Below are 21,347 nucleotides of genomic sequence, written 5' to 3'. Positions count from 1 at the left end.
CGGATGAAGAAGGCCCGCCGGTGGCGGGCATTTCTCGTTAGCGGCGGAGGCGGTTGGCGCGATCCTGCATCCGCTGGACCTTCGCACCCGCGCCTTCCCCTGGTGGGGTGGGGTTCGGCGCTGTGCTGGTTTCCGAAACGGGTGCAGGCCGGGAGAACATCGACTGCGCCATCGCACGACCACGCAGGCCGATAAGCTCGGGGTAGCTGGCTGTGCCAATGCGCCGCCGCGCTTCGGCTTGACCGTTTCCAGCAAACCCACGACCAAGATCGTAGGCACCACCCAAACCGCTCGATAGGGCAGGCATGACGATGTTGCCAGAGATCGCCCGCACCAAGAACGGGGTCGCGAGGATGAAGCCTTTCGCCATGAAGACCATCATGAAGAACGGGACGACGGCCCCGATGGTGCCGATGGCATCCGCATCCGCCAGCCGACCAATCAGCGAGTTCGACACGCCGATGATCGTCGCGAAGACGCCGGCGATGATGATGGGGTAGATCGCGAATGCGATCAGGGCCGAGAGCCAGCGCGCGAAGTAGTCCTTCGTGACCTCGAACAGGGTCAGGAAGATCATGATCGGGGCAAGGCCGATCAGGAGCGCGATCATCAGTCGGGCCGCGATCAGGAAGAAAGCCGCGAGGCCGCCTAGGAGGGAGAGCAGAACGGTGCCGACGACGGACATGAAGCCGCCCGCCACCCAGTTCATGTTCTCTCCTATCCCATTCAGGTATTCTGAGAATTCAGCAATGATTTCGTCAAATTCTTCAGCGAAGGTTCCCGAAGGTCCTGGGCCTGGCCCGCCGACAGAAGCGACGAGCGACCCCGCAATGCTGTCGATGCCGTTCAAGATCGCGGTCGAGAGGGTATTGAATTGCGCCCAGTTGGTTGCGAACAGACCCACCAAGGCGAGCTTCACGGCAAGCCAGAAGGCCGTCCTCCCGTCCATCGAGCGGTATTGGAAGACCATGTTGATGAAGACTAAGACTACGAGAAGCGTCATCGACACGACCATGATCGTCCCGACGGTAGATGCGATCGCTCCGAATTGCGTTTCAGCTGCATCTTCAAGGTAGCCGTCTGTCGTCTCAACGAAGAATGTGACGATGCTCATCGGTCAGACCCTCACCAGTTACCGGCAGCGATACAGAGGTCGCGGACTTGAGGTCTGTTCGCGCTTGACGATTGACGATAGTAGGAACGTCGTTCCCGAACCATATTATGGTCATCCTGACCTGCGTAGTGTTCCAAATAATATTGGACGACAGGTTCCCACGACGGAAATCTCTGATCGCACCTACATGATCCCGTTTCTACAATATTCTGGTAAGCGACTGCTTTATACATGCCTTGCAGGAGCAGTGTTATATGGGCGTCTCTGACGCCCATATTCTCGATGATCGCAGGGTTAGATGGCCGGTTAGGACAAACATCGGGCACAGCTTCTGGCGCCGGTGCCACCATTTGAGCACTTGCGATTGCAGGCGCGAGCATAACAGCCATGAGGCTATAGCGCATTGACCTGATCATGCTGCGTTCTCCACCGCCTTCTCGTCTGCGTGGACCTCACGCTTTAGAAATACAGTGAGCGGCGAGTCCTCCGCAAACTGCGTGACACCTACGATCTCAAAGCCTGCTTGGCCCCAATCACGGAGGGTGTCTCTCATTTTACCCACCTGTTTTGTCGTTCTCATCTCGAAGACGAGAACCTCATGCTCGAACCGCTTCATGCCCTTTCCTTTTCCTCGCTTTGGCCGGGCAGGTAGAATTCGGTGATGCCCCGATCGCCCAGGTTCCGGCCCGCCTGGATGATGACGTCGATCGAGCTTTCGATGTATCGTATCATATCCTGATAGGTCATGGGCACATTCGTCTTTAAAGCGGCGATGGCAAGCCGCTGCACGGCGAGCTGCGGCGTCTCGGCATGGAGCGTCGTCATCGACCCCCCGTGCCCCGTGTTGATCGCCTCTAGGAACGTCATGGCTTCCGCACCCCGGACCTCACCCAGGACGATCCGGTCCGGGCGCATCCGCAAGGTGGACGTCAGGAGGACGCCGGCCGACTGGACGGGCACGTCGCGGTTCGAGACCAGCGTCACGACGTTGGGTTGTTCGGGTAGCAGCTCGGCCGCCTCTTCGATGGTGACGAGCCGTTCTTCCGGCGGGACGTAGGACAGCACCTTGCGGGCCGCGACGGTCTTGCCCGTCGAGGTGCCGCCTGACACGATCATGTTCAGCTTGTGGTCCACGCAGAAGCGCACCGCCTCGTAGATGTCGCCCCCCCTGACGACTTCGCGCAGCTTGCGGTTCTGGGCCTGCCGTTCCTCTTCGAGGCTGCGTTCCGCCCCGTAGAGCCACTTCAACTCGATCTGGTCGAGGGGGAGGGTGGAGAAGAACCGCAGAGCGATGGAGTGCCCCTTAGCGACGGCAGGCGGCATGATGACCTGCGCGCGGATCGGGCGGCCCCGATACTCGATCGAGACTGAGACGATGGGCTTTTCCTTGCCGACGCGCGTGTCGGCCGCCGACGCGATCTGGCCGCAGAGGTCCTTGATTTCGACGGGGGCCAGAGAAACGTCGAGGGACCGCATGAAGCGGTCCCCCTGATACTCACCCCAAACCCGGCCGTCCGGGTTGATGCAGATTTCGATCACTTCGTCCGTGATCGCGTCCCCCAGCTTGTCGAGGGACGCTTGCAGGTAGGAGGTCGCCATCAGAAGATCTCCAAGTCCCGATCCACCATGACCGTGACCCGGGAGCCCTGGTCCACGTAGATGACCGGGCCGATGGACAGGTATTCGCCGATCACGCTGTCGGTCGCGTCCGAGAGATCGTCGCCCACATCCTCCAGCACGTCGGCCGCGTTTTCGTCATCGACCTGTCCGGCGGCCGCGCCGGGCGCGGCGGTGATGAGGGAGATCAGCGCCGCCGACCCGAAGCGTTCGCGGAACCGGGTGTCTACGAAGCCCGAGACGCCGGAGCGGCTGAGTTCGTCGCCGCCGAAGGAGGAGATCACGACCGTCTGGTTCGAGGGCAGGATTATCCGGTCCCAGGCGATCGTCACGCGCTTCTGCGCGATGTCGAGGCCGGAGCGGTAGCGTCCGATCAGACGCGAGCCGCGCGGGATCAGGATGCGGGAGCCGTCATAGGCATGAACGTCCTCGGAGATGATCGCGCGGATTTGGCCGGGGAGGGAGCTGTCGAGCGCCGTTTCCGTCACCGCCTGGATCATGGTGCCCTGGACCACCGTGTTGCCGGGATTGGCGATGACCTCCGCCTGCGTGACCTGCGTGGGCAGCGCGCCGTTCAGCACGAAGTCGGTCACGTCTCCGAAGGTCCGCTCCGCCAGCTCGCCTTCGTTGCCGCCGCCACCGCCGAAGGCGATGGTCGGGGACTCGATCCGAGCCTGCTGGAAGGCTGCCTCTTCCGCACGGCGGCGTTCCAGTTCGGCGATGCGGCGCGCTTCGTCCTCGCGCAGGCGGCGCAGGCGATCCGCTTCCTCGGCTGCGAGGAGACGCTGACGCTCGCGTTCGGCCAGCTCCTCTTCCGTGGGGCCGGTCGGGAGCGGCGCGGGTTCGCGGGTCTGGGCTTCGAGAAGCGCCTGTTCGAGATCCATGCGAAGTTCCCGAAGTTCTTGGTCCCGGCTCGACAGTTCGTCTTGGAAGGCGGATTGCGCCTCTTCGGACGAGGCTTGAAGAGCGGCGATCTGCGCCGTCAGGGCTTCGATGGCCTCGGCCGCCGCCGTGTCCTCTTCGACCACGGGTTCCGGCGCGTTCTGCAACGCCTCAATCTGCGCCTGTAGGGCTTCGATCTGCGCCAGCAGTTCCGCGTTCGGCTCCGGCGGGGGCGTCTCGACCACGACGACCTCGGGTTCCGGGGCAGGGGGCGGCACGAAGGGTTCGATGGCCCCGAAGTCGCTGCCGTCCGTTTGGAATTCGTCGGGCGTGGCCGTGGGCATCGGCACTTCCGGTTCCTCTTGGAGTGCGAGGTAGGCCGCCGCGCCGATCCCGCAGATGACGATGATCCCGAGGATCGCCACCAAGGGGTTCGGTCGGTTCGTCCCGCCAGCAGCGGCGTTGCCCGCCCCACCGGCTTCGAGTTCGCGCAGCCGGCGCTCGATGTCCTGATCGCTGTTGCTGTCGCTCATTTGGAGATCCCCCCGGTGGCGGCGGCGAAGTCCTGCGCGGAGATGCCTCTGCCATCCATGACGATGCAGACGACCTCATCGCCAAGGCGCAGCACCCATTGCTCGTTGACCCCGGAGACCCGAAGCACGCCGTCGCCGGCCTGCTGGCTGTTTACCGTCCGCTCCCGGCCGTTGCGGTAGCGGAAGATGGCCGGGACGGGCGCGTTCGGGCCGAACCGGAAGTAGGTGAACGTCCCGTCGTCCCAGACCGACAGCGGCGTGAAGTCGGTATTGGCCGAGGCGGAATAGTTGTAGTTCGGGGCCTGCCGCGCGACCGCCGCCACGCGCCGCGCGGCCTGTTCCTGCGGATACCGAAACTGGACCACGTAGAAGGTCGGCGATGCTGATTCCGTGACGTGGAAGTAGTAGCTTCGCCGGTTGGTATAGACCGTGATGTTGGTCGCTACGCCCCGCGCGTTCGGCTTGACCGCGAAGGCCCGCCCGCCGGGCACGCCGTCGAGCTGGAAGCCTTCGGTGTCGCCCGCGATGATCGAGCGGATGGTTTCGCCCTGGCCGAATTCGATGGAGGTCACATGCGTCAGGCTCACCCGCAGGCGATAGACCTGGCCCTCCTGATAGGTGGCGACGCGGACGCGCTGGTCGTTCGCCCCGGCGCGCGGGACGTATTCCGCGAGGGCGGGCAGGGTGCCGAGCCCCAGGACGACGGCGATTGTGGTGGCGAGTGCCCTCATCCTGGTTACTCCCTACGATCCGAGCGGATGGAATATTCGGTGACGGTGAAGCCGAACGGGTTGGTCCAGACCTCATCAATCCGGCGGCGCTCCTCGGGACGGAACTCGAAGAGCATCGTCGCGGTGAAGAGGCCGTTCTGAACCCCTTGGGGGGAGGTCAGGCGCTTGCGGATGCGAGCCTGCGCGCGGTTCGCGCTGATCCGCTGGATAGACAGCACTTCGACGTCGAGGCGTCCCTGCGCGCCATAGAGCGTCGGCGGATATTGCGGGTTCGCGCTGTCCCAGGTCCGGCGCATCGACTCCTCGGCCGCGCCGTCCGAGCGTTCGAGGATGCTGAACACCCTCACGTCGTTGTCGAGCTGGTTGTAGGTCTCGCGATCCACCACGTAGCGGAAGACCATCGACTCGATGACCGCTTCGTTCGCCGTGATGGAGCTGGCCCCCACGGATGCGTTCGGCAACGCCATGCCCGTGTCCGGATCGTAGGGCACGACGACCGGGGGCGGATCGACGTCGAGGATGGAGACGGCAGCGGCCGACAGGCATCCCACGACGCCGAAGAGAAGTCCGGCGAGGCCGAGCTTCTGCCAGAGCCGTTCACGGCGGCGCGCGCCGTAGATCAGCTCCTCTTCAACGATTTCCTGTTCGTGCTTCACGATACCGTCCCCTGTCTTTCTGGATCAGTCCGCCGAGAGGGTCGGCAGGGTGAAGTCCATGAACCGCTGTTCCTCGGCGATCGTCGCGGCGTCGATCACGCCCATCTGCCCGGCGCCCACCGTCTGCACGGCCTCCAACTGCCACATCGCCACCATCGCGATCGCCAGTTCGGCCGTGACGCGGGTGTTGAGGTCCACGCTGTCCTTCAGCTTCTCCATGTCCCCGATCATGCCGACGAGGCGGTCCACCCGTTGGAGCGACTGCCCGGCATCGGAGTAGCTGTTCTGCGCGGCGGCCGAGGTGACGGCCCCCGTCGTCGCGGCCTGCGCCGTGCGCTCCGCGCCCGGCGTGCCGCTCGACGCCATTTCCGACAGGGTGTCCTCATCGAAGCCCGCTTCCGCCAGGACGCGCTCCATCTGCGTCCTGATCTCGCCTGAGCCGGAGCCCGCGAGGCGGGACCAGTCGCCGCGCTTGATCGCGTCTACGGCCCCGAGGATGTCCCCAAATTCCTGATCGAGGATGCCGTTCAGCTCGTCCTCCATTTCGGTGCGGATCACCTCGGGAAGCTCCATCAGCCCGGTCAGGGCGGCATAGGTTTCCTGAAGCTGGGCGTATTGCTCGCGCAGCGTGTCGAGCTGCGCGAGAAGCTGCGTGATCTGTTCGTTCTGAAGGATCTCGTCGCGAGCCATCGCCCGAAGCTGCTCGATCTCTTGGAAGATGTTCCGCGTATCGACCGTGGGCACGCCCTGCGCGGCGGCGGGGCCGGCGAGCGCGGTCATTCCCAGAAGGGCGGCGGCGGCCGTCGTGCGAAGGACGGCAGGGATGGTGGTCAGGTTCGTCATCAAAAGTCCTCCAGCGTGAAGTCCATGAATTGCTGTTCCGCGAGCTGCGCCGCCGCGAGCGCGACTTGTTCGGCGCTCAAGGGCTTAGTCCGCGAAGCGAGAAGGCGCGTGCGCGCCGCCATCAGACGGACCAGTTCGGCCCGCGCGTAGGTGTTGAGCGCCATCGACTCCTGCACGGTCGTCGTCTGGCCGATCCGGGTCACGATGTTGCGGACCCGCTGGGCCGCCATCTGCACCGACATCATCGAGCTGTTGCCGTAGAAAATGGCCCCGGCCCCGGTCATCGAGAGGTTCGAGTTCGCCAGCAATGCCGGGTCGATGGTCCCGAGCGCGTCGATCCCGCCGACCCGCGCGAGGTATTCGTTGTATTTCTGCGGGATGACTTGGACGTAGTGCTGCGTCTCTTGGAACGGCGGCACGCCCGAATACTCGATGATCCGGCCCGGCCCGGCATTGTAGGCCCCGAGCGCGTAGATGATGTTCCCGTCGAACATCGCGAGCATCTGCGCGAGGTATCGCGCCCCGCCCTCCACTTGGAGATAGGGGCTGTCGTAATAGGCGGGGTAGATGCCGAGATCGCCGGCCGTGCCGGGCATGATCTGCGTCAGGCCGAAGGCCCCGACGGGCGAGCGCGCGCCGATGGTGAAGCGGGACTCCTGCCAGATGAGCGCCTGCAAGAGGTACCGCCACTGGACGACGGACAGGCCCGCCTCGGAGACCCCCGCGTAGCCGTGCGTGTCCTGGGCGACTTGGATGATGAGCTGTTCGATGTTCAGCGCCGCATCGCCGAACATCTGCGTCCCGGCCGGGTTCGTATCGACCGGGTTGTAGAGCGCGTCGGCGGCGGCACCGGGTTCCCCGTCGCCATCTTCGAGTGCGCTCACCGTCGCAGGGATGTTGCCCCCGCCGAAGGAGGTCTGCGCCGCCAGGATGCGGTCGAGGACCGCGAGCTGGTCGCGCTCGATCTCATCAATCTCGGACTGCACGCCGATGCGGCCCTCTTGCAGCCCTTCGTCCACACGCCGCTGTTCGAGGGCCAGTTCGTTCCGCAGGGAGAGGCCGTTATCGACGGTCGGCACGCCCTGCGCGAACGCGGGGAGCCCGGCCACGAGGACCATCGCCGTGAGGGTCGGGAGCCTAGCCATCGGCAGGCCCCCCGAGCGGCGTGAAGTCGCAGCCCTGGCCGTCTTTCGGAGCGATGAAGTTGAAGCAGTTCGCCTGCGCGGGCTGATAGGACGCGCATCCCGCTAGGGTGGCCGCGATCACGGTGAGCAGAGCTACGGTCTTCATCCTTGGACCCTCCAAAAGTCGCTGCGTTCTCGGTAGTCGGACCCCACCAGTTCCTCGCCCTTCTCCATCCCGCCGAGGACGGTCAGGAGCGGCCCGAGGGGGCTGAGGTCCGTGTTGACGACGACGGAGCCCTGGTCGTCCCGCACCAGCGCGAGGCGCGAGTTGCTGCCGGTGTTGAGCAGCACATCCAGTTCCTTCCCGTGCAGGTTCAGCATCGCGTAGTCGGATGCGTTCGCCCGGATGTTGGGGAGCAGGATTTGCGTGGGCACCGCTTCGATGATCGTCTTGCCGGTGCGGGTCTGTTCGAGCTGGGACGCATATTGCGTCATCATCACGACCACGGCGTTCTGCTTCCGGGCCGTGACCAGCCAGTTCGAGAGCCGTTCCGCGAAGTAGGGGTTGTCCAGCGCCTTCCACGCCTCGTCGATGATGATGATCGTGGGCTTGCGGTCCTCGATCACGCGCTCGACGCGGCGGAAGATGTAGCTGAGGACGGCCATCCGCTCCTTCTCGCTATCGCTGTCGAGAATGCCCGTCAGGTCGAAGCCCACCACGTCGCCGTCGAGCGAGAAGGTGTCCTGCGTGTTCTGGCCAAAGATCCACCCGTAGCGCCCGTCCGCGGTCCACTCGCGCAGACGTCCGTGCAGGTCGCCTTCGTCGTCGGCCGAGACGAAAAGAGAGGCGAGGTCCGACCAATTCCGCAGGTCGGCCGAGGCCATCGCGTTCTGCCGGATCACCTCTTGGATGATGTTCGTCTGCGCCGGGGTGAGCGGCTTGTCCGCACGGTGGATCAGCGCCGCGAGCCAGTCGGAGAGCCATGCCTGCCCGCGTTCGTCCGTCTCGGTCTGAAGCGGGTTCAGCCCGGTCGCGGACCCGGCCTCGATGGCGGCGTAGCGGCCCCCGTTGGCCCGGACCGCCATTTCCAGTGCCAGCCGGTAGTCGAAGACGAAGACGCGCGCGCCCGCGCGGCGGGCCTGCGTCATCAGGAAGGCCGAGATGGTGGACTTGCCCGAACCCGGTCGCCCGAGGATCAGGGTGTGGCCGCTGGTCGGTTCCTTATTGGGCGAGCCCTGTTCGTGATAGTTGAACCAGTAGGCCGACATCTCGGGCGTCGGGAACATCGTGATTTCGGTGCCCCAGGGCACTTCAGGGCCGCGCTTCCCGAGCTGCGAGCGATGGAAGGCCGCCATGTCGGCGAAGTTGTGGTTCGTCACGGCGGCCTTGCGGCTCCGCTTCGACCCGTTGCCGGGATGCTGCGCGAAGTAGTGCGTCTTGGCGGCGAACGCCTCCGAGACGAGGTTCACGCCCTCCGTCGCGGCCGTGTTGCGGACCTCGCCCGCGATGCTTTCCAGCCGTTCGAGCGTGTCGGCGAAGATCGTCACGCTCATGTGGTGTTCGCCGAACGACAGGCGCTTGGATTCCAGATCGTCCAGCGCGTCTTCGAGTTCGGCCGCCAGCGAGCGCGCGCCGTCGTCCGAGGCACGGCGCAGGCGTTGCTCGCGCTTGATCCGGCTCGCCATCAGGTTTGAGTTGATCGGCGTGAAGCTGTGCGTGACCACCATATCGACGGGCAGGTTCAGCTCATCGAACATTGTGCAGGACGTCTTCGGCGGATACGCCTTGATCGCGAAGCTCGTGCCGAAGCGCCGGCCCACGGCTCCGTCCGCGATCTCGAAGACGCGGCCCTTGAACGTGACGCGCGTGTTCGACACGTCGTCACTTACATAACCATACTTACTGCGCCTGTAGAGAGGGAGTTCCTGGCCGGTGTTCAGCCCCCCCAGGAAGCCCAACAGCTCACCCTTCTCCGCCGACAGGAGACGCGGCGACATGGAGGCGAAGGTGGAGAGCAGAAAGCCCACGACCTCGCCAAGGCGGCGCAGCCGCTTCTCGGTCTGGTCGCGTAGAGCTTGGATCGACTTCTTGTTCGAGAACGGCACCTTCGAGCCCAGGGGAGGACGGTGCATTACCGTCAGCGTCAGCGTCTTGTCGCGCAGATCGCTTCGCAGCAGGCCATCCGTCCACCGTCGATCGACGGCGGCGGCAAAGTCTTCGCCGGGGATCGGGCGAAGGTCCGCGTCGATCGCCTTAGAGACCTTGTGGACGTAGAAGGCGAATCCTGGACCGATTTGCGAGATGATTGACGCGAAGAGCCCGCGGGTGCGATCTAGATATTGGTCATCCGTGGTGGAGCTGTTCACCCCCTCCAGGCGGATGCATTGGAAGAGTTCGTTGCCCCGCGTCCGGACCGTCACGTCGTCCGCAAGGTTCACGTAGGGAAGCATGTGGGTCAGCGGCTTCTCCTTCTTCCACCATTCGGGAAGCAGCGTCATCGGATCGAAAGCCTCATCACGGGGCATAGCTGTCCCCTCCGTGGATGGAGCGGTTCTTGGTCGGGGGTGTTTCCTGGAGCGTCGTGGCGACGACATCGAGGAAGTGAGGATCCCAATCGGCCAGCTTCCAGAGCGCGCCGTAGGCTGTGATGCCGATTGGGATGAGGATCCAGTGCTGGATCCACAGGAAGATCAGGACAGTCCCGAACAACCAGACCATCGCATACATGATGGGCAGGCCCACCAGCTTGGGAGGTTGCACGAGGCCGAGGAACAGCCGGGATTGTTCTGCCATGATCTTCGCTCCGTCAGGTGGTCCAGATGGCGGCCACGATGGTCGGCGCGGCGGCGATGCCGGCGATCCCGACAAGCACCCACATGGCCTGACGGAAATCGAGGAAGCCGAAGAGCCAGCCGAGGAAGATACCGATCAGGGCGAGGGTGCCGATCACGATGCCCAGCGGGCCGGTGATGGCGTCCACGATCCCTTGCAGAAGGTTCTGGATCGGCGACAAGTCGACACTTTGCGCCATAGCCGGGAAGGCGACGACGACGAGCATCGCGGTCAGCGCAACCAGCATGTTGATGTTGGGTTTCACGAATTCTCTCCTTCGAGCCTGTTGAAGACCGCCAGGACGCGGCGGACGTGGTTCTGGGTTTCCCGATAGGGTGGGATGCCCCCGTGTTGCTCGACCGCGCCGGGACCGGCGTTGTAGGCCGCGAGCGCGAGCCGAGCGTCCCCGAATTCGCCGAGCATCATCGCGAGATACCGGGCAGACCCATCGAGGTTCTGTCGCCAGTCGTGCGGATCGACCCCGAGGTCGTTCGCCGTTGCTGGCATGAGCTGACCGAGACCGATGGCCCCCACGGTGCTGCGCGCACGCGGGTTGTAGGCACTCTCGATCTCGATGTTCGAGCGGAACAGCAGGCGCCATTCCGTGACGGACAGGCCCGCGCGGCGAAGCCCCGGATGGGTTGCGTAGCGCAGGGCCGTCTCTTCGATGGCCGACAGGATCTCCGGTCGCGGCGCACGCGGTGCGCGCGCGCTCACCGACGCGACCCGGAAGTCGCCCTCGCCGGGTTCGGCGGCCTCCTCGGCCGCGCCGCTGCGGATCGCCAGCCGCGTGTCGGCCGAGCCCTGGCCGATGCCGTCGTTGTAGTTGCGGGTGAAGGTCGATTGCGGGGTCGAGGCGGAGAGCGATCCGTCGCTCTGCATCACCATGACCATTCCTTGCGCCGAGATGGCCGAGGCCGTCAGCGCGAGCGCGAGCGCGCTAGCCGTCGTTGTCCGATGCAGCTCCCGCCTGGGTGATCTCTTTACGAATGCGCTCCATGACTTCGGTAGGAAGGGCCAGCGAAGATCGTCCGCCTTCGAGGAGAGGGACATGGATGTGGGTGAAGCCCATTCGAGCCATGAACGTCGTGAGACCGTTGATGGTCTTGAAGACCTTGATCGCAACCTCGGGCTCGCCCGTGACCCGGCGAGGGATGTTGACCAAAAGCCTTTCGAACGTTCCTTCCCTGTCGACGACCCGGAGGACCCAGGCACCGTACCAGACGGCCGACTTATAGTAGGCGTCGCTGCGACATAGGACTTCGGCTTGATAGCCTTGTGCCAAGAGTTCCCTGAACTTGGGCTCCGTAACCACATTCGGTGCTTCTTTTTGTAAGTCTATCACCAGGCCCGTGGTCCTTCCCAAGAACAGGACCGGGCACCCTTCTCGGGTGTCTCGATCCTAACGTATTATATTGACGTGGCACAAGTTATAAAATTTGCAGTTGTGCCGTGTCGCTCCCTGCCTCATCGATAGGTCAGACGAACGTGAAACTAAAGCCTATCAACGGAGACACAGGTATGCCGCGCATATCGGCAAAACTGCACGTTCTTATAATCCTTGGGATTCTCTGGCCTGCGGTATCCCAAGCTGAGACGTGTCTCGCTCCTACTCGGCCGTTCGTTCCTAGCGATCCAACGGATGCGCGGAGATATGCTGCTCTCATCAGGGCGGACTTCGAGACCTACCTGTCAGACGTTCAAGCATACTTCCGGTGCTTGGATGAGGAGCGAACCCGCGCGTTTTACGAGGCTCGCGAGGTATCTGAAGAATACGCCCGGTTCATCACGACGGTCCAGCGATGACGTTCAGCGCGACCCTGTGAGAGCGGCCGCCATGCTGCGCCCGGCCCAGAGTATGTAGGGGGGAAGAGAAAGCGAGTAGTGCCCGCAGTTGAGCCAGAGGATACGGGGATCGCCCCCGGCATTCCTGATAGCCGACAGCAGCCGCTCCGACAAATCTGGTGGAACCACCGTATCCCGCTTTCCCAGAACAAATTGCAGCGTCAGTTCTGGTCGCGCCAGCTTCGATGTATGTTGCGCAAGGTCTAGGGGCGCCCACGTCCTGCGGAGCTGATCCAACTCAACTACCCCGTCCAAGCTTGTGTGAATATGCCGCGTTGCGCGCCCGGTCCACGCCACGTCCGCGAGGCTTCCCGCAGACAGAAAGAGGCCCGCGCAATGGACCCGTTCGTCATGCGCCGCCACAAGACCTGCAACCCATGATCCGACGCTCATTCCGAGAACGGAGATCTGATCGAACCCACCGTCTTTGAGGATGCCGATCAACGCGCGGCCATCAAGGACCGCTTGCCGCATGGATCGTAACGTGCGTCCGAGGTCGGCGCTCAGGATGTCATCGACGTTCTCAGTTCCGGGCCGCCGTCGCTCCATGTGGTAGGGCAGCGCCATCTGGACGACCGTAACGCCCTTCGCCGCAAAGTATCGAGCGAGGCGGTCCGAGCGCTCTTGTGCATTCCAGTGGTGGAACACGACCAACGCATGTCCCCCATCCTTGCCAGCCTCGACGGACGCATGAACCGTGTTGTTGGCTTCCAGATCTGAGATCAGCGGGGATGGAAAGCTAATCCGATCGTCCTTCCATCGCACGTCTGCTTCGTTCACCCGGGCCGGCGTAAAGAAGGATGGTTCGTTCGCTGCGTCTTCAGCCATTGCGCAGAACGCATTGAGGCTCGTGGCCGGCTTCACGTTGGGGAACGGCAAGCTCGCGTCAATGATCGGTTCCATCGGCCGCTTCGCTGGGTCAGCCCGTGCTGCGCGGCGCTCGTCCCAAAGATCAAGCATCTTATGAAGCACGCCGTTCCTCCGGCGCGCGCTGCTTTCCTAAGATACTATAGTCAGGGTCAACCAGCCCGTAGACGCCCAGAAACATCGCAACTGCCAGCAGGACCGCGAAGCCAGGGAACGCACCGACCAAAAGATATGCTAAAAAAACCACGAGAAGAGCAGTTGCCATGCGGAACACGATGGCATTCGGAACCCTGACCCGGATGATTCCGAAGGTCATCACCGCGCATGTCGGCAGCGCTACGATCATGCTCAGATAATGTACGGCGAACCCATAGCCGACTTCGGAGGGGGTTGGAGGCGGACCAAGCCAGAGGGTGGCGATGTCCGTGAACAGCCATACCCAAACGTCGGACGCATCAGACGAGAGGAAGCGGCCCTGAACGACCATACAAATCGCCATCAGCATGCCCAAAACCGAACAGCGGAACAGGCCGTGGAGGATTTTCCGAGGCACATCTCCCTTATGGGATGTGCCTAGATCGCTACCTCTCGCGGTCGCCCAGTAGTCGTCCGCAATGGTGTAGAGCAGGATCAGTCCCGCGAACATCACGTAGAAGCACACCGCCATGTAAAGATAGGCAATGCCGCTGAATGCGGTTGCCTCGATGACCGATACCACCTCGGGGCGGATTAGCGCGATGGACGCCCAGTCGATATCTCCGCTATCGACGCCCGCCCTCAATGGAAGCACCCTCGCACCGACCCACTGCATAAGACCGGCGAAGACGATACAGATCACCAATACGGCCCAGAAGGTCGCACTGGACCCTCGGACCTTCCGAAGCCATTCGTTTGTCGCAGTCGCCCTAACCTCATCCGGAAGCAGGGTCGCGCGCCCCCGAAATCGCCAGAAGTGAACGAGATCGGCCGCGAAAGTTAGGAAGAGCGGCATGAGAAGCAGTAGCACGAAGGTCCAATTGGTCGTCCAGTGAAACCCAACCTGCTTCTCGATCCCGTCTGCGCGGATGTAGGTGATGCTATGGTTCCCGACGAGGAAGGCGCCAAAATGGAGCGCCGCTGCTCCAGCGAAGATCGCCGCAGGAAGGTTTAGCGGACTTCCAGATGCGAAGAGTTTCTCCGACCAGCCTGCAAGCCCTCCGCTGCGCACCGGGCGTCGGCTGTCGGTACGCAGTGCATCCTCAGTCAACTCGCTAGCAGGAGGTATTTCGGCAGCTTCGCCTACCCGAAGTCGCGCAGTCCGCCTGCTCTCAGCTAGCAGGTTGAGAGACGCGCGAAGTTCGTGCTGCCATTCGCCCGTAGCCTCGGCATCACCGCATCCGAAGATGCGCGCCAGCCAACGTACATTCTCCGTGCTGACGCCCTTCTGGTTATCCTGGAACCAAAGCTGAACCGTGCGAAGCTCGATCCCTTTCCGGTTCGCGTCGATGGCCGTGATCGCCTCCGCCAGAAGATCAGGCGTCCACGGACCTTCGGGAAGCCCGTCAGCATCGACGGGCCGACCAGCCCCAACAGCTGCGAGACGTCGAAACAACGACTTGAAGTCCTGCAGGTCATCGTTGGGTGCTACGAAATATTTTCCATTCAGTATCAAGGCTCTACGCAGCTACTTTTCGTCTTGTTGCGCTCCCATTCGTCCTGTTTCGTGATCTAGCGTGCGGGGGAAGTCTATCGAGCGGCCGAGGGAGGACTAATTCGCGCAGACGTCTGCCATGTCTGCGCTCAATGCCGTCATGGGGGACAGCGACGTGGGACAACTTCATCGAAAACACGAATTCGACATGCCCGTGCAGGGTTCGGTGCGCGCGAAGAAGGCGCAAGCGCGTGCGATCAAGCGAGTTCTGGATCCGAGGACACGGAAGACCGTTGGGTGGCTCTACGAGTGGAACACCGGCCAGGTCAGTGTGATGTGGAAGGATGGCCGGCGGGAGAACGTCGTCTATGAATGATACGATGCGCGGGCCTCGGCCCGCGTTCTCCACCGGTCGTTCCGAGGCCACGTGACCGTCTCTGACACTTCATCGACAGGCGTCGGCCAACCAGATTTTGCGGAAGCGTTTCGCTTGGGTTTAAGCATGCCCCTACGCTTTTAAAACGCTGCACGCGAGCCATCTAATACACTCGAACCGTTTCGGCCGACCGTCCCGTTGGTCTGCACCCTGCTGTGGTCTTCCGGACGTCCCTTCCTATCTCGACCTTCGGGCGCGCCATCCGGCCGCCGTTGCCTCCGCTTCGTTGCAGAACCAGCGTTCGTCCTTCGCCGTATCGATCCTCGTCGCGTCGTAGTTCGGCGACCACGGCGTGTGATAGATCCTTTCATTGCCATTGACGTTCCCCTTGATCGGGCAGCCGTCCGGCGACGCCGCGACCGCACGGGCCCACCTGTCGTCGCGATACGCCCAGGGGGTCTGCGTCGGCGCCTGCCAGATGCCAAGCCCAGCCGTCCGCGCCGACGCCTCAATCCCGGCGTACTCCGTGCTGTACTCCAGGAACGCCCATGCAAGGCCTTCCGTGACCAGCGTCTCTCCGATGTCCGCCCCGTCGGCCCGGCATCGGGCGATGATGCGGCCGTAGGGATCGCGGTCGAGGGCCTCGCATGCGATCGGTCCGCCTTCGACTATGACGGAAAGACGGCTCGCGGCCGCCGCACCGCATGCCCAGGTTCCGCCCCCAGACGTCGTGCAGGATTGCCTGCTCTCCGGCGCGTCGATCCCGTGCAAGCGAATACGGACCGGACCGATGTCAAGCGTGTCCCCGTCGAACACCTTGGCCACACCGGTAATGGTGACCGACTGAGGTTCGGCCGCGACGGCCAAGCCAATAAAGATTGTCACGGAGAACGCGGCTAGAACCTTTATCGATATCCACCCCGTCATCACCGAACCCCGCTTCTGTCTGCGAACGTTCTATCAGGGATCGCGTCCGACGCGAGCGGGTCCGCAGCTGATGTCAAACGGCATGGACCGCGGTTGGGTAATACAGATGATCGGGGTCGAAAAGTCCTCAGCAATTTTGTCTTCTGACTATACGCCTGCAACGCTCGCGCTGGAACGCACACCCTCCAACATCAACAGGAGGTGTTCGCGCCTTCCAGGGACGTCTGGTTCGTCGATGTCGTCAGGTGCCGCTTAGGTCTTGGGCGATCATGAGCGCGTTGCCGTCCGGATCGTAGAAGGTCGCGGTACTGACCATACCCTCGATCGTCTCGGTCTCGCCGTCGAACCGGACGCCGGCCGCTTCGAGCTTGGCTCGGTCCGCGCCGATATCACTCACACCGAACACGGGGACCGTGTTGCCGGGTGCGGGCTCTGCCTGCTCCCCCAGCCCCAGGGTGACGCCCTCGGCGTTCGTCGCCATCTCGCTCCAGCCTGCCTCGTCCATATGGTGCAGGAGGGTGAAGCCTAGCATGTCGCCGTACCACTGCGCGCTGCGGTGGCGGTCGCGCACGGACAGAGCGAGCGTGATCGTGCGATCAAGGGAGACGACGGCCATCGGGGTTTCCTTCTATGGGTTTTCTAGTAACTTACTTTTATGGACATTGCATCACTCGTCAACGTCTCATCGCGTGCATGGTCGCTCGCCATCCTCGCAGCGCTCGCCTCGGGCACACCTGGGCGGCAAGCCGCGCTGCTGACCCGCACGGGTGCTGGCCGGACGGCGCTCGCGGCCAGCCTTCGCCATCTGATCGACTTGCAACTGGTAGAGCGGAACCCTGGCCACGGGCATCCGCTACGTCCGGAGTATCGCCTTACCCCTACGGGTAAGACCGTTGGCGCAACTGCGGTGCGGATCATGGAACTCGCAAGCGGGAGGGCCGACGCCGCGTTGATCCGACGGACCTGGACGCTTCCCATCCTCGCAGTGACCGAGAGGCCCCGGCGCTTTGGGGAGGTCCGAAGCGCGCTCGACAACGTCTCGGATCGAGCACTGGCGGCGTCGCTGCGTGATCTTGAGGAACACACGTGGCTCCGCCGCCGCGTCGATGTCGCCGAGCGCCCCCCTCGGCCGACCTACGAAGCCATCGGTCTGGGAGCCCAACTCAGCAACGTCATCGGGATAGCGGAGACACGCTGCTGACTTCGACGCTCAGATGATGTGTTCCGCTTGGGTGCACATCTGAAACGACCTGCCAGCGTTCTTCATGGGTCCATCGGGTGATACGGCCGGGACCGACCCATGCGGAACGGTCCCGGTACTTCGTCAGGCTGGCGAAACCGTTGTTGTCGCGGCGTCGGGTTCGGGCGGACGGCTCACTCTCCAGACGCTCGTTCGGCTGATCCCGAGCTGCCGCGCGACCGCGGTTGGGCGAACGCCCTCGGTCAGCAGGCGGCGAACCTCATCGACGTTTATTGACGCCTTCCGCCCTTTGTAGACGCCGCGGGCCTTCGCCTTCGCGATGCCCTCCATCTGCCGCTCGCGGCGCAGGTTCGTCTCGAACTCGGCGAAGACGCCCAGCATGTCGAGGAACGCTTTGCCCGCGGGCGTCGAGGTATCGATAGGCTGTTCCGTAGCGCGGAGCGTCTCGCCCTTGGCTTTCAGTTCGCGGATGATGTCCTGCAGGTCGCCCATCGAGCGGGCAAGCCGATCCACACGGGTCACCACGAGCTCATCACCTGGCCGGATAAAGTCGAGCAGCGTGCGCAACTCGTCCCTGCCCCGCACCGACGTCCCGGAGACCTTCTCGGCGCGGATCACGCGGCATCCGGCCTTCTCCAGCGCTTCGTACTGCACGTCGAGATCCTGGTCGGTGGTCGACACCCTCGCATAGCCGTAGCTGCTGCCCGGCGGGACGGGGGCGTTCTCGCCATTCCATGAGATGCTCATCGTCGGGTTCTCCTCTTCGGTTGAACCCCTTGGCGAGAGTACGCGGGCGAGGATGGCCCCCTAGCTGGCCTGCTTCTTCGGACGACCGCCCTTCGCGCCGTTCGCTCGCGCCGCCGCAGCCTTGGCGGGCGACGTCGCTCGCCCCGCGAGGCGCGCCATATGTGCTCGAGTGCCAAACAGTCCCGACAGGAGACCCGGCACGGAGAGGTCCGCATCGAGCGCCTCCCAGTGCAGGCCGTAGCCCGCGCCGAGGATCTCAACCGAAGCTAGCTCTTCTTCCGTGGCCACCTCTAACCCCTGCGCAAGGCGGGGCGGGAAGGCGAAGGTGCAGCCGTTGGTCAGATCGACGATGATCCGGTCGTTCTTTCCATCATAGCGCGCGGCCGAGGCGCGGGGCTCGGTCTGCCGGGCGATCCGGCCGCGTTCCTCCGCCGCGTCGATCTCGGCGTCCGTCAGGTCAGCCATGGATTGCCCTCCATTTCGCGAGAAACTCACCCTGCTGTTCGCGAACCAATCGCATGGCGCGACGCAGGTCGTTCGCCTTCATGTCTTCCGCCCAGACGAGAGCTGGGGCGCCATCGGGTCCGATCAGATTGATCTTGGCCTGACCGTCGCAGAATACGTGGACATGGGCCGGTTCGTGGTCGTCGGTGAAAATGATAACACGCAGGCCATGCGCACGATGGATCGTAACCATGGACGGTAATAACCCATCACGATGGGTTATTCAAGCAAACATTTGAAACGCCTCAGACGTACCGCCTGGGCCCCCGTCCGAGGTCACCCTCATCCTCCGACCATCCGCCGGACCCGCGGCAGCGTCCGCTCAAAGGCCTCGGCAAAGGCCAAGCCCGCGAGGATGGGGAGGACGACGAAGAGGACAGCTTTGATAGGCAGGTCCTCCGGCAGGACGGCGTCCATCAGGTGCATCACGGGGTAGTGGACCACGTAGATCGAGAAGCTCGCCCCCGCCCACCAGCGCACTGCGCGCGTGGCGGCTTCACCGAGGACCGGGGCGACGCGGGCCATGCCGAGGAGGTGCAGCGCAAGCGCGGCGGCGATCAGGGCGTTCCAGAGCACCTCCTGCGCGAAGTCGAAGACGTGGTCGTGGCGCACGGGTCCGAGCCAGCCGGGCGTGGCCCGCAGCAGCGCCTCGTCGACCTGTGCGAGCTTGGTCGCCACGAGGGCGAGGACGGGCAGCGCGGCGAGCGCGAGGGCGACGGGGGTGCGTCGCGGCACCCGTCCGGTTCGGATCAGATGCCAGACGCCGAGCCCCGCGAGCCAGGTGGGCAGCAGCAGGAGGACGGACAGCCCGAAGAGCCACCCGAGGGCGGCCAGCAGCGCCGCCCGTAGCCACCATCCCCGGACGAACAGGGCCACGCCGAGAAGGACGTAGTAGGCCGCCTCGAAGCTCAGCGACCATAGCGGCGCGTTCGAGCCGAGCTGCACCGGCGCCCCTACTCCGCGCCACTCCTGCGAGAAGGTCAGCCCACGGCTGAGGAACTCGGCCAGGCCGAGGTCGCCGTAATGCGCGGGCCGATATGCGCCCGGATCGACTGCGCGGCCTACAGCATCGAGGAGGAGAGTCAGCGCGAGCGCGGGCCCGACGACGCTCAGGAGGCGCGTCAGGCGGTTGAAGGCGTAGGCCCGCCCCGATCCGTCCCGCGTGGCCGCCCGGCCCACCACCAGCCCAGAGACCACGAAGAAGACGATCACCGCATCGGGCGCGAGCGTCCATTCCCGGACCCAGTGGAGATCGCCGTCCGTGAAGCGCAGGTTCCCGGCATGGCCCAGCACCACCAAGAGCGCGGCCAGGACGCGCAGCAGATCCAACCAGACCGACAGCGCGGATGAGAGATCGGACGAGGCGCGACCCGCGACATGCAGGCCGGCCCGCCGCATCGCTTGTCCATCATCGTCCGCCGCCCGCGCCATGGAGGGATGCTAGCGCGCTTACCGTGCAGAGACATGACGGGTCATGAGGCATAGACGTGGAACTGTTCCACGCTCAGAGCCAACCGACGCTGCCGCGCCTCGCCCAGCCGGGTTTCAGGCCGCTCGGTGACCTGCGGACCAAACGCCTTGCACGAGCGGCGTGGGCCCGTCGAGCGCGATACGGATCATGTCCGCGCGCATCCCGACGTCGAGCCGCCCGCGATCGGCCAGTCCCGACGCGGCGGCGGGGGCCGAGGTGACGGTCGCCACGGCGCGCGGCAGGTCGTCCCAAAGCGCCGCGAGGTGGTGCGCCGCGAGCAGCAGCGCCGCCGGCACGTAGTCGGAGGACAGGATGTCGAGCAGCCCCGCCTCGGCCAGCTCGGCCGCCGACACGTTCCCCGAATGCGACCCGCCGCGGATCACGTTGGGCGCGCCCATCATCACGGGGATGCCCGCGTCGCGGCAGGCCGCGGCGGCCTCGCGCGTGGTCGGGAACTCGGCCAGGGCGACGCCGTGGGCGGCCGAGACCTCGACCTGCGCGGCCGTGGTGTCGTCATGGCTGGCCAGCACCGCGCCCAGGCGACGGGCCTCGGCGACCGCGCCCGCCTCGTGGGCGTCGCCATGCTTGGCGCGGCGCGCCTTGAGGATGGCGATGTGTTCCTCGAAGGGGACGCCGCCATGCTTGCCTTCGTAGTAGACGCGCAGCTTCTCGATGTCGCGGAACTGCCGCTGCCCCGGCGTGTGATCCATCAGGCTGACGATCCCGACCTCGTCGTCGGGGCAGAACCGCGCCAACTCCTCCAGCAGCGTCTCGGAGCAGATCTCGGCCCGCAGGTGCAGTCGGTGGTCGATGGCGAACGCGTTCGCCGCACGTAAGCTGAGCATCTCGGAGGCCAGTCCGCGCGCGTATTGCGCGTAGTCCTTGCCGTCCGCCGCCGACCCGACGCGCATCGCGTCGAAGACGGTGGTGATGCCGGTCGAGGCCAGCTCGCGGTCGTGGGCGACGAGGGCCGCGTCATGGGGCCAGTCGACGCCGGGGCGCGGCTGAATGTGGCGCTCGAGATTGTCGGTGTGCAGTTCCACGAGGCCCGGCATCACGATCGCGCCGCCGCAGGGGGTCGCTCCTTCGGGGACGTGGCCCCCTTCCTCGATCTCGGCGATCAGGCCGTCCTCCCAGCGGATGTGGCCTCGGACGGCGCGATCCGGCAACACGAGGGTCGCGTCGGCGAGGTGGCCCGAGCGGTCCGTCGCCTGGGCGTCACGGAGGGGTGCGAAGGGAGCGGTCATGTCACGCTATGCCATCTACTGCGTCCCGGACAGGGACTTTGGGGACCTGGGAGCGGCCTGGCTGGGCTGGGACGTGCGCGCCGGACGCGCCGTGCCGTCCACCGTGCCGGAGGCCTGGGTCGCCACGCCACGCCGCTTCGGCTTTCATGCCACGCTGAAGCCGCCGATGCGACTGGCCGAGGGGGCGACGGCCATCGAT

At 64.5% G+C, this 21,347-nt stretch carries 25 protein-coding genes and 1 pseudogene; 3 read left to right on the top strand and 23 right to left on the bottom strand.

Features of this window, described 5'->3' with window-relative positions:
- Positions 1-37 precede the first annotated feature (37 nt).
- The 16 genes from P0084_RS12510 to P0084_RS12430 all read right to left on the bottom strand — a co-directional run bounded on the left by P0084_RS12510 (position 38) and on the right by P0084_RS12430 (position 14,696).
- Positions 38-1,114 carry a TrbL/VirB6 family protein gene (locus P0084_RS12510; protein ID WP_308917195.1) on the bottom strand — a complete coding sequence of 359 codons (1,077 nt, stop codon included), beginning with the start codon at positions 1,112-1,114 and terminating at the stop codon, positions 38-40.
- Between the two features lie 412 nt (positions 1,115-1,526).
- Positions 1,527-1,730: a hypothetical protein gene (locus P0084_RS12505; RefSeq protein ID WP_308917194.1), complete on the bottom strand. Its 204-nt coding sequence runs from the start codon at positions 1,728-1,730 to the stop codon at positions 1,527-1,529.
- Complete coding sequence (locus tag P0084_RS12500; protein ID WP_308917193.1) at positions 1,727-2,713, bottom strand: ATPase, T2SS/T4P/T4SS family; 987 nt, start codon at positions 2,711-2,713, stop codon at positions 1,727-1,729. The genes P0084_RS12505 and P0084_RS12500 overlap by 4 nt, the downstream gene beginning before the upstream one ends.
- On the bottom strand, positions 2,713-4,146 hold the full coding sequence (locus P0084_RS12495; RefSeq protein WP_308917192.1) for a TraB/TrbI/VirB10 family type IV secretion system protein: 1,434 nt from the start codon (positions 4,144-4,146) through the stop codon (positions 2,713-2,715). Before P0084_RS12495 ends, P0084_RS12500 begins: the two co-directional genes overlap by 1 nt.
- Positions 4,143-4,877 (bottom strand): TrbG/VirB9 family P-type conjugative transfer protein, encoded by a 735-nt coding sequence (locus P0084_RS12490; protein ID WP_308917191.1) that lies wholly within the window; start codon positions 4,875-4,877, stop codon positions 4,143-4,145. The genes P0084_RS12495 and P0084_RS12490 overlap by 4 nt, the downstream gene beginning before the upstream one ends.
- Positions 4,878-4,882: 5 nt before the next feature.
- Complete coding sequence (locus P0084_RS12485) at positions 4,883-5,533, bottom strand: VirB8 family type IV secretion system protein (protein ID WP_308917190.1); 651 nt, start codon at positions 5,531-5,533, stop codon at positions 4,883-4,885.
- A gap of 24 nt (positions 5,534-5,557) precedes the next feature.
- A complete protein-coding gene (locus tag P0084_RS12480) occupies positions 5,558-6,376 on the bottom strand; it encodes a type IV secretion system protein (RefSeq protein WP_374213649.1) in 819 nt (272 codons plus the stop codon).
- Positions 6,376-7,494: a lytic transglycosylase domain-containing protein gene (locus P0084_RS12475; protein ID WP_308917189.1), complete on the bottom strand. Its 1,119-nt coding sequence runs from the start codon at positions 7,492-7,494 to the stop codon at positions 6,376-6,378. The genes P0084_RS12480 and P0084_RS12475 overlap by 1 nt, the downstream gene beginning before the upstream one ends.
- A gap of 19 nt (positions 7,495-7,513) precedes the next feature.
- Positions 7,514-7,666, bottom strand: coding sequence for a hypothetical protein (locus tag P0084_RS12470; RefSeq protein ID WP_308917188.1), 153 nt, complete (start codon positions 7,664-7,666; stop codon positions 7,514-7,516).
- Positions 7,663-10,026, bottom strand: a complete 2,364-nt coding sequence (locus P0084_RS12465) for a VirB4 family type IV secretion/conjugal transfer ATPase (protein ID WP_308917187.1) — start codon at positions 10,024-10,026, stop codon at positions 7,663-7,665. The genes P0084_RS12470 and P0084_RS12465 overlap by 4 nt, the downstream gene beginning before the upstream one ends.
- Positions 10,016-10,294, bottom strand: coding sequence for a VirB3 family type IV secretion system protein (locus tag P0084_RS12460; RefSeq protein ID WP_308917186.1), 279 nt, complete (start codon positions 10,292-10,294; stop codon positions 10,016-10,018). Before P0084_RS12460 ends, P0084_RS12465 begins: the two co-directional genes overlap by 11 nt.
- A 13-nt stretch (positions 10,295-10,307) precedes the next feature.
- Complete coding sequence (locus P0084_RS12455; protein ID WP_308917286.1) at positions 10,308-10,580, bottom strand: TrbC/VirB2 family protein; 273 nt, start codon at positions 10,578-10,580, stop codon at positions 10,308-10,310.
- A gap of 14 nt (positions 10,581-10,594) precedes the next feature.
- Complete coding sequence (locus P0084_RS12450) at positions 10,595-11,227, bottom strand: lytic transglycosylase domain-containing protein (RefSeq protein ID WP_308917185.1); 633 nt, start codon at positions 11,225-11,227, stop codon at positions 10,595-10,597.
- Between the two features lie 46 nt (positions 11,228-11,273).
- Entirely contained in the window at positions 11,274-11,699 is a 426-nt protein-coding gene (locus tag P0084_RS12445) for a hypothetical protein (protein WP_308917184.1), read from the bottom strand.
- A 443-nt stretch (positions 11,700-12,142) separates the two neighbouring features.
- Positions 12,143-13,150 (bottom strand): alpha/beta fold hydrolase, encoded by a 1,008-nt coding sequence (locus P0084_RS12435; RefSeq protein ID WP_308917182.1) that lies wholly within the window; start codon positions 13,148-13,150, stop codon positions 12,143-12,145.
- On the bottom strand, positions 13,140-14,696 hold the full coding sequence (locus P0084_RS12430) for an RcgA family putative transporter (protein WP_308917181.1): 1,557 nt from the start codon (positions 14,694-14,696) through the stop codon (positions 13,140-13,142). Before P0084_RS12430 ends, P0084_RS12435 begins: the two co-directional genes overlap by 11 nt.
- Before the next feature lie 139 nt (positions 14,697-14,835).
- Here P0084_RS12430 and P0084_RS12425 point away from each other — a divergent pair, with 139 nt between their 5' ends.
- Positions 14,836-15,051, top strand: coding sequence for a hypothetical protein (locus P0084_RS12425; RefSeq protein ID WP_308917180.1), 216 nt, complete (start codon positions 14,836-14,838; stop codon positions 15,049-15,051).
- Between the two features lie 237 nt (positions 15,052-15,288).
- On the opposite strand, the gene P0084_RS12420 is transcribed toward P0084_RS12425, so the two are convergent.
- The gene (locus P0084_RS12420) at positions 15,289-15,918 is read right to left on the bottom strand and encodes a thermonuclease family protein (protein WP_308917179.1); all 630 of its coding nucleotides are present in this window, start codon (positions 15,916-15,918) and stop codon (positions 15,289-15,291) included.
- A gap of 301 nt (positions 15,919-16,219) precedes the next feature.
- Positions 16,220-16,594: a VOC family protein gene (locus P0084_RS12415; protein ID WP_308917178.1), complete on the bottom strand. Its 375-nt coding sequence runs from the start codon at positions 16,592-16,594 to the stop codon at positions 16,220-16,222.
- A 39-nt stretch (positions 16,595-16,633) separates the two neighbouring features.
- Here P0084_RS12415 and P0084_RS12410 point away from each other — a divergent pair, with 39 nt between their 5' ends.
- Complete coding sequence (locus tag P0084_RS12410; RefSeq protein WP_308917177.1) at positions 16,634-17,179, top strand: winged helix-turn-helix transcriptional regulator; 546 nt, start codon at positions 16,634-16,636, stop codon at positions 17,177-17,179.
- 123 nt (positions 17,180-17,302) lie between these two features.
- Here the strand turns inward: P0084_RS12410 and P0084_RS12405 are convergent, their stop codons facing one another.
- The 5 genes from P0084_RS12405 to P0084_RS12385 all read right to left on the bottom strand — a co-directional run bounded on the left by P0084_RS12405 (position 17,303) and on the right by P0084_RS12385 (position 21,148).
- Positions 17,303-17,926, bottom strand: a complete 624-nt coding sequence (locus P0084_RS12405; RefSeq protein ID WP_308917176.1) for a recombinase family protein — start codon at positions 17,924-17,926, stop codon at positions 17,303-17,305.
- A gap of 60 nt (positions 17,927-17,986) precedes the next feature.
- Positions 17,987-18,391, bottom strand: coding sequence for a DUF2442 domain-containing protein (locus P0084_RS12400; RefSeq protein WP_308917175.1), 405 nt, complete (start codon positions 18,389-18,391; stop codon positions 17,987-17,989).
- Positions 18,384-18,623, bottom strand: a complete 240-nt coding sequence (locus tag P0084_RS12395; protein WP_308917174.1) for a DUF4160 domain-containing protein — start codon at positions 18,621-18,623, stop codon at positions 18,384-18,386. Before P0084_RS12395 ends, P0084_RS12400 begins: the two co-directional genes overlap by 8 nt.
- An 89-nt stretch (positions 18,624-18,712) precedes the next feature.
- Positions 18,713-19,861, bottom strand: coding sequence for an acyltransferase family protein (locus P0084_RS12390; RefSeq protein WP_308917173.1), 1,149 nt, complete (start codon positions 19,859-19,861; stop codon positions 18,713-18,715).
- Between the two features lie 114 nt (positions 19,862-19,975).
- Positions 19,976-21,148: an alpha-D-ribose 1-methylphosphonate 5-triphosphate diphosphatase gene (locus P0084_RS12385; protein ID WP_308917172.1), complete on the bottom strand. Its 1,173-nt coding sequence runs from the start codon at positions 21,146-21,148 to the stop codon at positions 19,976-19,978.
- On the opposite strand from P0084_RS12385, the pseudogene P0084_RS12380 reads away from it, so the two are divergent.
- A pseudogene (locus tag P0084_RS12380) lies at positions 21,147-21,347 on the top strand (DUF1045 domain-containing protein); the annotation flags it as partial. The gene P0084_RS12385 and the pseudogene P0084_RS12380 sit on opposite strands and share 2 nt — an antisense overlap.

This window comes from Jannaschia maritima (assembly GCF_030973515.1).
Taxonomy (GTDB): Bacteria; Pseudomonadota; Alphaproteobacteria; order Rhodobacterales; family Rhodobacteraceae; genus Jannaschia; species Jannaschia maritima.
Note: the sequence above shows the minus strand (reverse complement) of the source record. Positions and strands in the feature narration are given on the sequence as shown.